The 10,514-nt window shown below is 68.8% G+C and carries 8 protein-coding genes; 4 read left to right on the forward strand and 4 right to left on the reverse strand.

The features are described 5' to 3' along the window. Positions 1–50: 50 nt before the first annotated feature. From LZD57_RS08935 to LZD57_RS08950, 4 genes are read right to left on the reverse strand one after another with little or no spacing between them, the layout of a single operon-like run. Entirely contained in the window at positions 51–248 is a 198-nt protein-coding gene (locus LZD57_RS08935) for a hypothetical protein (protein ID WP_233719259.1), read from the reverse strand. Positions 249–305: 57 nt separating this feature from the next. Beyond that, positions 306–593: a hypothetical protein gene (locus tag LZD57_RS08940; protein ID WP_233719260.1), complete on the reverse strand. Its 288-nt coding sequence runs from the start codon at positions 591–593 to the stop codon at positions 306–308. Then, positions 593–862, reverse strand: a complete 270-nt coding sequence (locus tag LZD57_RS08945; protein ID WP_233719281.1) for a multicopper oxidase domain-containing protein — start codon at positions 860–862, stop codon at positions 593–595. The genes LZD57_RS08940 and LZD57_RS08945 overlap by 1 nt, the downstream gene beginning before the upstream one ends. Continuing rightward, a complete protein-coding gene (locus LZD57_RS08950; protein WP_233719261.1) occupies positions 784–2,772 on the reverse strand; it encodes a multicopper oxidase family protein in 1,989 nt (662 codons plus the stop codon). Before LZD57_RS08950 ends, LZD57_RS08945 begins: the two co-directional genes overlap by 79 nt. 374 nt (positions 2,773–3,146) lie before the next feature. Between LZD57_RS08950 and LZD57_RS08955 the strand changes: the two genes are divergently transcribed. From LZD57_RS08955 to LZD57_RS08970, 4 genes are all read left to right on the forward strand, one after another. Further along, positions 3,147–4,898: a tyrosinase family protein gene (locus LZD57_RS08955; RefSeq protein ID WP_233719262.1), complete on the forward strand. Its 1,752-nt coding sequence runs from the start codon at positions 3,147–3,149 to the stop codon at positions 4,896–4,898. Between the two features lie 242 nt (positions 4,899–5,140). Then, complete coding sequence (locus LZD57_RS08960; protein WP_233719263.1) at positions 5,141–7,555, forward strand: peroxidase family protein; 2,415 nt, start codon at positions 5,141–5,143, stop codon at positions 7,553–7,555. Between the two features lie 106 nt (positions 7,556–7,661). After that, on the forward strand, positions 7,662–10,046 hold the full coding sequence (locus LZD57_RS08965; RefSeq protein ID WP_233719264.1) for a transthyretin-like family protein: 2,385 nt from the start codon (positions 7,662–7,664) through the stop codon (positions 10,044–10,046). A 276-nt stretch (positions 10,047–10,322) separates the two neighbouring features. Next, positions 10,323–10,490 (forward strand): hypothetical protein, encoded by a 168-nt coding sequence (locus tag LZD57_RS08970; RefSeq protein WP_233719265.1) that lies wholly within the window; start codon positions 10,323–10,325, stop codon positions 10,488–10,490. Positions 10,491–10,514: the final 24 nt, after the last annotated feature.

Genomic DNA, 10,514 nt, shown 5'->3' on the forward strand with positions numbered 1-10,514 from the left:
GTGTTTCGCGCCAGTTGGGCGCGAGCGCGGTCGGACCGCCGATCCGGCGCCTAGGGCTGCTTCACCGCGATGAACGACGCGACGTAGCCGGCCTCGGCCGGGCCGTGCGGGTTGACCCTGATGACGGTGCCGACGAGGGAGGGGATCTGGTCGAACCCGTTTGGCCAGCGGCGCGCGAGCCGCGCGTCGTAGTCGTAGCGCCAGCCGTCCGTCTGCGTCCCCGGGCGGCCATGGCCGACGATGCGCACCGCGACGCCGTCCGCGTTCTCGCTAACGATCCCCTCGAGGTCGAGACCGCCGGAGCCCTAGTCGATCACGCCTTTGAAGCTGTCGCCGGAGGCGGGGGCGAACTCGAACGCCGCCTCGGCGAAGAAGAGGGCGAGCGCGCGGCCAGGGTCATCGCCGATCCGCTCCGGATAGTTGTGGAAGCTGCGGTAGGTCCACGTGCCGGCGAGATCGGCCGCGGAGTAGGCCGCGTCGTCCTTCTTCTGCGCGGCGACGTGCCCGGCGGCGAGGGCTGCGACCGCAGCAAGCGCGATCGCGGCAAGGCTGACAGCCGGGCGTCGCGGCGGAACGGTTGTCGGTCGGGTCATCAGTGGTGTCCAATGGCGATGCCGCCATCGCCGTCGGTAATGCCGATCCGCACGTTCTGCATCATGCCCTGATCCTCGTGGTCGAGGATGTGACAGTGCAGGACGAAGTCGCCGATGTAGCGCTCGTAGCGGGTGCGAAAGCGCACGAGATGGCCAGGCAGCGTAAAGATCGTGTCCTTCCAGACGCCCTTCAGGTTTGCGTACTGCGTCTCGTCCGGATCGCCTGGGCCGCTGACGTCGACCCAGGTGGAGCGGTCGCGCGGATTGATGTCCGGGTGCTGCGCGTCCGGCTGGACTTCAGGATGTCGACGATCTGGAACGGGTTCACGTGGATGTGGAACGGGTGCCCACCGCCGCCGAGCGAGGTGAGGAGCCACTCGTCGACGCCGCCGAGGGCGAGCGGGCGGTCGATCACGTTCGCGTCGTAGGGCTTGGCGTTCCGCACGACAAAGCCGCCGGTGGCGAGGTCGACACCGAGTTCGCCGATCTCGAAAGCGATCTGTGCCATCCCCGGCCGCAGATCGGCGTTGTAGATCCGGAAGGCGACCGACTGGTCGCCGGTCAGCTCGCCATCTTCCACCGGCCGGTGCTTGACGAACGCGGCGAGCCGCCCCTTGCCGAGGTCGGCGACCACGGCGCTCCGCGCCGGCTCGTCGAGACGCGCCTCCGTCGCCTCGACCATGCCGTCGACGATCCGCTCCTCCGCGCTGCCGGTCACCGGCGCTGCCGCCTCGGCGACGTAGATGCGCCCGATCAGCACGCTCTCTGTGCCGTCGGCGTTCAGCGCCTCCGCGTCCTCGACACGTCCGTTGATGAGGCAGTACCAACCCGGCGCGTCGAAGCTGACGAGGACGTCCTCCCGGTAGCCGGGCTGCAGCCAGGTGTCGGTCCGCTCGTCGAGGGTGGGCCGGGTCAGGCCGTCCGTCGCGAGGCCGTAGACCGGCACGCGGTCGCCGTCGCAGTTCTCGGCGACGAAATCGTCCCGCTCGTCGCGCGCGATGTCGGCGTAGGGGACCGGCTGCGACGGATCGGGGCCGGTCATCCGCCGGACGCGCAGCTTCACCGAGGCGCGGACGCCGCCGTGGATGAGACGCCAGCGCTCCACGGCCCCGGCGGTCGCGTCGGGGAGGCGGGGCGCCACCGCGCCGTTGATCGCGGTGTAGCGGCCGGAGTTCTGCCAGCTCGCCGGGGTCAGCTGGTCGAACGCGGAGACCGGCCCCGGTTCGACGCCGCCGACGTCGCCCGGGTCGCAGCGCCACGTTCCGTCGGCGTCCGTCTTGATCTGCCCGGCCGCGTCGCGGCAGGCGTAGGCGATCTGCTGCAGGAGGAGGATGCGGTCGCGCACCGGGGCGAGCCCGTCCGCGTCCGACGCGGGGAGGAGGAGGTCGACGTCGCCCGGCACCGCCCAGCCGCCCGCGGCGTCCCGAACCGGCGCCCGGTTGCCGCGGATCACGAGCGGCCCCGCCATCCCGCTCGACACCTGCGGCGCCGTCGAGCCGTGGAGATGGGCGTGGTACCAGAACGTGCCGGCCGGGTGGTCGGGCGGGATGTTGTACTCGTAGGTGAACGACACGCCCGGATTGATGCTGATGAGGACGTTGTCGCTGTTGCCGGCCGGGCTCACCCACAGCCCATGGCTGTGCATGTTCGTCCGGTTGAAGTTGACGCAGCTCGGCACGTTGGGGTCCGTCGTCGTCGCGACACAGGGGCCGCCGCCTGGCAGCACCATCTCCGGCACCGTCGGCAGCTCGTTGTGGAGCGTCAGCCGGAACGTGCGGCCGGGCTCGATGTCGACGACGGGCGCGACCAGCGGCACCTGCCCGCCGGGGTCGTCGACGGCGCCGACATAGGCCCTCAGGCGGACGTCGTCGCTGTCGCCGGTCTGCGGGTTGAAGAGGCTCGCGGTCACGTAGGCGAGGGAAAGTTCGTAGCAGATCTCGCCCGGAAGACAGGACGTTCCCGGCGCCGGGGCCGCCTCCCTCATCGCCGTGGGTGGCATGCCGTGCGCCGGAGCGTCCTCCGTGACGGCAAGTCGGTCGACGCTGCGTGTTGCGGCGAGTGGCAGGTCGCGGATCGACGCCTCGTCCTGCGCAGTGGCGCCTCCGACACCGCCGAGGAGTAGTGTCGCGCCGAGAGCGGCCACGCCGCGCGTGCGATGTCTGGTTCGTCGTGAGAACACGGCCATTCTCCCAAAATGTCGGGCCGCCGGGCGGTCCGACGGAGGAAAAAGATGCAACAAACAAAGCAAGCCAAAACTTTCTCTAGGGAAGCAACACCTGCGACAGGTTGTCAATCTCGAAAAACGTTGTATGGTTGTGATCGAAAAGAGAGGTGCCTGAATGCCGCTGGCCTTTGCTGCATGCAGTGGGGCAAGGGTTCAGGAGTGTGTGGAACCCTTATACATACAAGCTCTCTGTGTAGAGGCTTTATACATAAAAGCTCTCTGTTGCAGAGGCCGGATCGCCGACAAAGGGTATTCTTATCGAGCTGCGATGAAAGTCGGAGGCCGATGTCGATTTGCTCGGGCGCCGGACGCTTCTGGAGGAGGCATCGATGGTGCGGAAGAAGGCGGTTGTGGCGCTCGTGCTCCTCGCCGCGAGCAGCGGACCGGCCCTGTCGCAGACCCACGTCCGCGAGTCGCTGACGACTTTCTTGCAGGACGACGAGAAGATCGCGAGCCTCCTCAAGGGGGTTGCTGTGATGAAGTCGCGCGACGACGCGCCGAAGGACTCCGCCGAGTACCGGACCAGCTGGGAGTACTGGGCCGCGATCCACGGCTACGCCGGTCCGGAGACGCGGACCATCGAGAGCTTCAAGGAGCTCCTCGCCCAGAGGGCTCCCGACGTCGCGCCGTTCCTAAGCAGTTTCTTCACGGGGCTCGCGGACAACACGCCCCCCGACGCGCTCGCGGAGGAGGTCTGGGCGACGTGCCAGCACGGCACCGACCAGTTCCTTGCCTGGCACCGGATGTACCTCTACTTCTTCGAGCGCGTGCTGCGTGCCGCATCGGGCGACGAGACGTTCGCCCTGCCGTACTGGGATTACACGAACCCCGGCTCGCCCGGCGACGAGCCGTGGCGGATGCCTGCGTTGTTCGTCGTCTCGCAGCTCCAGGGCGAGACGGGCCCCGTTCCTAATCCGCTGTTCGAGCCGCGTCGGACGGCGGGGTTCGGCTCGACAGTCGAACTCGACACTGCACAGACCGACATCGATCCAATCCTCGCCCTCGACGACTTCCTCGACTTCCAATCGACGCTCGACGGCACCGTTCACGGCTACGTCCACTGCGCAACCGGCAACGGCTGCCTCGCGCCGCGGATGGGCATCGTGCCGTTCGCGGGCGCCGACCCGATCTTCTGGCACCACCACTCCAACGTCGACCGGATTTGGTCGTGCTGGCTCGATCGGCACGGCGCCGACACCTTGTCGCCGGCCGATTCGGACTGGATGAAGACGACGTTCGCCTTCGTCGACGAGACGGGAGCGCGGGTGGAGATGGCGGTCTCCGAGCTCTTCGATCCGAAGGGTCGAATCGACTACCGCTACGACGCCGTGGACGCCGCGGCCTGCTTCCGCGACCCTCCCCAGGTCCTCGTGGCCGCGGCCGGCTCGCGCAACGCGGCAGGATCCGGCGCCGGTAGCGCAGCCGCAGCGGAACCGGCCGCCTCCCCGCGCGTCCTCGCCCGTGACATCCGCCTCGTCGAGCGGTCGACGGTGGTGCCGATGGCGGCCGCCGGCGCGGCGAACCCGGCCGCGGCGGGCGAAGCGCGGGCGGTGGGACCGCGGCGGACTGTGCTGCGCCTCAACGACGTGCAGGCCGAGGGGCAACCCGGCGCGACGATCGCCGTGGAGCTCGTCTCCGCCGCGGACGGACGCCGGGCGCGGGTCGGCACAATCGCGTTCTTCGCGCTGGAGAGCCACGAGGGGGGCCACGCCCACGGCGGCATGTCGCGCAGCTATGCGTTCGAACTGACGGGCGCGCTCGGCGACCTCGGTGTCTCCTCGCCAACTGACGTGACGGTCGTACTGCGGGCGGAGAGCTTCCTTCCGACCGTCGTCGCCGCCGGACCGGCCACGCCGCCTGCGGCAGCAGCGGTCGACGCCGACGCGGTGGCCGCAGCGCTTGGCGACCTCGACGCAGAGGCTTTCGGCCGCCTACGTACGGAGGCCGAGGGCGCAGCCCTTGATTCGGTCGCCGCAGCAGGAGCGCCGCCGCCGGGCACGGAGGCCGTTACCGCCGCAGACGACCTCTTCCGCAGCGCCAACATCACCGTGCGCGAGATCGTGCTCGACGTCCGCGAGTAGCCGCGGGCGACCGCTCTCCCTCGTGGCGCCATTGAAGGCTTCCGCTTCCGGTCTGTCAGAGTTTCGCCGGACAGTTCTTTGAACTATACGCATGTTCTCAAGATGATCAAATTGACAACGCGAGGAGATTCATTACTTTACAAGTCTATATTGTTGGTAGGTAGAACGTCGGCGATCCGCAGTTTAGGAGGTCGTGCCGGTGCGAGAATCTTTTGATTCTCTTTTGGTCGCGGAGGCGAGCTATGCTCTTGAAGTTCATTGCAATGGGTACTCTTTGTGTTGCAGGCCCTGCAATTGGGCAGACGCTGCAGCCGCAGGGGCCGGACACCGTCGTTGCCAGCCGTGATGATCTCGCGCGGGCGCTCATCGGTCTCGCGGATGCCATGGGCGGCGAGACGCCCGAGAATGCGGAAGCGAGCGGGGCGGATGCTGAGTCCCCGGTCGACGATGTCGCGATCTCGACCGAGGCGCTCAACGCCCTGTCGAGCGGCCCGATTGACGCGCAGGCGCGCGCCCTGATCGTAACGAACCTCCAGGCTGCGGGGCACGGCACCAGCGCGCGGCTCCTCTCGCAGGCGCTCGAGACGATGAGCGAGACCCCGGAGAGCGCGATCGCGAAGCTGGTCGCAGGCCGCTTCTGCCGGATCATCTGCGCGGAGCAGAGCCCGCTGCGCCGCTGCCGGCAGGAACCGCTAGCGCTGCCGTCCGCCGAGGTCGCCGGCCCGGCGGCGCGCAACGCGTGCGACCCGCACGAGATCGCCGAGATGGACGAGTGGCGGCCGATCTTCGGCGCCAACAGAAGCGCCGAACACATGGGCAGTGCGTCGGCGCTCTACGGCGACGGGCCCGACAACCCGAACATCCCCTCTGGTTACACCTTCCTTGGCCAGTTCATCGACCACGACATGACCGCGACGCTCGTGGCGCTCGGCCAGGTCGAGAATGTCGTACAGACCGCGGTCGCGATGGCCGGTCCGCAAACTGCCGGGGAAGTGAACCAGCGAGCGGGAGGCGCCGCTTCGCTGACGGACGCGGCGGCGCTCTTGCTCTCGGCGGCGGTCGCGAAGTCGATGGACCCGACGGCGGAGAGCCGAGGCGGCAGCGGTGAACTCGAGATCTCCAACGGCCGGTCGGCCGACCTCGACCTCGACAGCGTCTACGGACCCTACTCGAGCTATGAGTCGATCATAGACGCCGTAGTCAACGGGGAAGCGTTCGCCGTGTCCGGTTTCGAGCGGCGGGAGGGCGTGCCAACAGGCCGATTCGCGTTCCACGTCGTTCGTTCGCCGGGCGGATACGACAGCCCCCCGTCCTACGACGCGAACGGCGAGACGACACAGCCCCGGCTAGAGAGGGCGCCACTCACGGGCTTCGACTTCCCGCGCGCGTCCGATCTCGCCGCGACGGTGATCGACCCACGCAACGACGAGAACAAGGTGATCGCCGGCATCCATACGATGTTCGAGTTGATGCACAACGACTGCGTCGACTTTTATACGCAGCACCAGGGCAGGAGCACGGCCGACGCGGCAACGCGGCTGACGATCCCCTCCGCCTACAACCGCTGCCGGCTTGAGGTGCCTATGGTGTACCAGACGGTGCTCCTGACGGACTACCTGCCGCGCACCCTTGACGCCACGTTCGCCGGCGACCTTCTCGGCGCGAGCAGCGTCAATCCGCAGGACAACGAGCTCCCGCAAGCCGCCGGCAGCATCTCCGCGCAGCCGGTCATCGATGCGCTCCGCTTCTACGAGGTCCCGCCGAGCCATACGACGCAGATCCCGGAATCGTTCGCCGTCGCCGCGTTTCGCCTCGGCCACAGCCAGCTCCGTTCCGGCTACGCACTGCAGAGGGACACCTTCAATGAACAGGGTGACTACATCGGCGGAGCGGGCCGCAAGCTGTTCGATGCCGCGACCGGTATGAGCGACCTCAGCGGCCGCCAGCCGATGGCGCCGGAGACGGTCGTCGACTGGTCCCGATTTTTCCAACTTGGCGGCGAGCCGCTACGCTCGAAGGCGATCGACCTCAAGCTGCCGTCCGAGGTGGCGCACATGCCCGTCAAGGCGTTGCCGCCGGAGCCGCGTCCAGGCGAGGTGCCGGACGTGCGGACAGACACGCCGAGCGAGCAGAACCTTGCGCGCCGCAATATCCTGCGCGCCGCGGCGCCGACACATCGACCGGCCGGCCCGGAGGGTCCTGAGGTCGACTACGGCGGCGTCGGTCTGCCGCCGGCGGAGGACTACGTCGCCTTCCTGTCGCTGCAACTCGACGGTTACGACGGCGAGCCGGTGTTCACGGAGGTTCGCGACACCCTCGGTGTGCCGGAGGGGCACCCGATCCCGCTTTGGCTCTATGTGCTTGGCGAGGCGCAGAACCAGAACGGCGGCGAGCGCCTCGGGACCATCGGCAGCGTCATCGTGGGCGAGACTATCGCCGGCATCATCGCCTACGACGACCAATCTGTCCTCAATGCGCCACTGCCGAGCGAGGGCCCGGTGTGGGAGCCCATCGCGACGGTGCGGGACGAGAAGCGCTACTCGATGCCGGACGTCGTGCGGCACCTCCAAGCGCACGTCTGCCTCAGCGAGGGAGGTGAGCGGATGCCGGTCCGGCTCGTCTCCGAGCCGGACGCTGCGACCGCGACCTGTTCGTAGGGGCGGCGACCGGAAGGCCCGACTGCGGGGCGGCTCAACGCGGGCCACCCCGAGCACCCGTTCCGCGCGGCGCTCGCACGGGAGGAGGCCGTGATCGGCTCTTCCGGTGCGCCGTGGCCCGCACAGCCCGGAGGTTGACATGCGATGGGGTTTCCTCGCGCCGCTCGGCGCCATCCTCCTCTGTTCGCCCGCGATGGCGCAGGACGGGGACGCGGCACAATCCGCCGGCGTCGACATACCGACTGATCCGACCCTCGTGTCCGTGCAAGCGAGCATCGTCGATCCCGACCGGCTTGGCGCCGACGCCGCCGGCGAGATCGTCGTCTCGATCGTTGCCCAGGCGGACGTCGGCGAGAGCATTCTCGAAGTCGCCTACGGCGGCGTCGCCAACGGACGAAACCTCGACAGCTTCGCGCAACTGTCGCCGAGCGAGCGCAGCTACGCCGGCGTCGCCATGAACCAGCGGTACAGGCGCAACCTCGGCGACATCCGTCAGGGGCAGCCGGTCGCTGTCTCTCTGCCGCTCGCCGTTGCGGGCGAGGGGCGCGGCTATGTCGCAATCAGCATCCTGCCAGGAGCGGGCAACCCGTCGATCTTCGCCGAGAGCGCGACGATCCACGTCCTCGCGCAGGACGGCCGGGCGTTCGCCGGCGGCGAGAGCTTCCAGGGGCTCGAGGAGCAGCGCATCCTCGCGGTCCCAGCGATGCCGCCCGGCGTGCCGGAACCGGCAATGCGGGCGCGCGCGATGGAAGAGTCGGCGGCAAGCAGCGCCGCGGAGCGAATCAGGAGCCTGCGCCAGAGCGGTGCGACGACGGAGGTCGAGCGCCGGATCGAGGAGCCTGCCGGGGTCCTGCCGGCACCGAGCCTCGCGCCTCCGCCGCTGCCGCTGGAGCGGCAGGCCCCCGCGGCGGTGCCGCTGCAGGACGCCGCCCCCTTCGTGCCGACGCCGCAGGATCGCAGCGACGCGGGAGGAGAGGTCACGATCAGCGGGGTCCTCTCGTTCACGGACGTCGTCGGCGGGACGCATCCGGTCACGTTCGCGAGCATCACCCTCGTCGACGCCGAGCCCAGCATCGACCGCGACATCGCCGTCGCGGAAACCGACGCGGAGGGCCGCTTCACCTTCAGCGTCAGCAACCGCGACACCGACGGGACGGGGATCGACCCCTACATCATCGCGAGTGCGGCCGGCGCGACGGTGGAGGTGGTCCGCTTCGACGACGGCGACCCCCACAGGATCGCCTCCGTCCTGACGGCGGACGCCGAAGACCTGCCGGACGGCACCGAGCTCGTCATCAACCTCACCGCGACGAACGACACCGGCCTTCCGAACAACGTCGCTTTCGAGGTGTACGAGGCGGCGAACAAGCTGTCGCGCTTCGTGGAGGGTCTCGAGCAGGAGCTTCCTCCGCTTGTGACGATCCGCTATCCGCGCGTCGTCAACGGCGTCGCGACGGACAGCTCCGACTACTCGAACAGCGTCATCCGCCTCGGCGGCTCCGACGCGCACGACTGGGACAACATCATGCACGAGTACGGTCACCATCTTCAAATGGTGTACGCGCTCGCGGACAGTCCCGGCGGCCCCCACAGCATCAACGAGAACCTCTGCCTGTCGCGCGGCAAGGGGCCCGGGATCCGCCTTGCCTGGGGCGAGGCGTGGCCGACCTTCTTCGGGACGCTGGCCCAGCGGGCGATGGGACTCGACAGCCTCGGCATCCCCGACGTCGGCGACACACGCTACATCGACACCAAGCCGACCCTCTCCGCGCTCGAGTACGACCTCGAAGCCGAGCTGCCGCCGGGTTCGAGCGGCGGCGAGGGCAACGAGTTGACGATCCAGCGCGCGCTCTTCGACATCTACGACGCGTCGGCGGAGGACCCCCTCGAGAGCGACCCGGCGCTTCTCTGGCAGGCCGCCCGCGCCGCCCGTCCGACCTCGCTGTCGGAGTACATGCCGTACCTGCAGTCCGCGCTCGGCGACGGGAGGATCGGGCCGCTCGGCGGGGTCCTTGTGCATCACCGCCTCGCGGCCGGCCTCAAGGCGCCCGCCGACGGGCACATGGTGGAAGAGCCCCGCGCGGTGACGTTCGAGTGGAGCACGACGACGGCGTGCGGCGGCAACGGCGCCGAGGCGGCTGTCCGCGTCGTCGAGCCCGTCGCGGGATCGACGGTGTGGCAGTCGCCGTTCGTGGCCGGCTCGTCCTACACGCCGACCGAGACGGAGCTCGCGTCGATCTTCGACGGGGGCCACGCCGAGCTCCTGTGGCTCGTCCTCAGCCGCGATCCGGCGACGCCGCAAACCGGCGCCTACGCGAGCGCGGTGCACCGCATCGGGAGCGACGTCGTTGTTGAGGTCGCCACCGGTTCGGATGCGGCGTTGTTGGCCGCGGAGGCCGTCGCCGAGCCGTCGTTCGCGGACCGGGCGGCCGTTGCTCCGGCGCCGGCGATGTCGGTCGAGACCTCGTCGTTCATCCGCGTCATGGAGTAGGCGCGGGTGGACAGCCTGCGACGAAGCTGTGATGCCCTCGGAGGTCCGCGTAGTCCGCGAACTCAACAAGCTCGTCGCCGAGCGCGGCAGGCCCAGGGAGATCGTCAGTGACATGGGACCGAGCTGCCCTCCCGCGCCAGCCTCAAGTTGTAGGAAACCCGCGGGATCGAGGAGCACTCCATCGGCGTTAGCCGTGGGATTTCAGGACCTGGTCTTTCAGATCGTGGGGCCATTCTGTTTCGCCGGACCTCTCGCCAGCAAACTGCATCGTCGCCGATGACGGTTCGCAATGCCTGCCTGATTGGCGAGCAGGCGGCCGCTCAGTCCCGAGTGATCTGCGCGGAGGGCTGGAGGAAATTAGCGGCGATGGACGAAAGAAGCGATGCAGGAAACGGCAGCCCCGATGGCTCGGTTGTGCATCAGCAGGTGTCTAAATTTTTCTGATTGGCTGGTCCGGCGGGGGGGGGG

Origin of the sequence: Jiella avicenniae (assembly GCF_021390325.1) — a bacterium.
Classification (GTDB): Bacteria; Pseudomonadota; Alphaproteobacteria; order Rhizobiales; family Rhizobiaceae; genus Jiella; species Jiella avicenniae.

Coding starts and splice junctions, on each gene's coding strand:
- LZD57_RS08960 (WP_233719263.1), top strand. CDS start 5,141: ATGCTCTTGAAGTTCATTGCAATGGGTACTCTTTGTGTTGCAGGCCCT.
- LZD57_RS08970 (WP_233719265.1), top strand. CDS start 10,323: ATGACGGTTCGCAATGCCTGCCTGATTGGCGAGCAGGCGGCCGCTCAG.
- LZD57_RS08940 (WP_233719260.1), bottom strand. CDS start 593: ATGACCCGACCGACAACCGTTCCGCCGCGACGCCCGGCTGTCAGCCTT.
- LZD57_RS08955 (WP_233719262.1), top strand. CDS start 3,147: ATGGTGCGGAAGAAGGCGGTTGTGGCGCTCGTGCTCCTCGCCGCGAGC.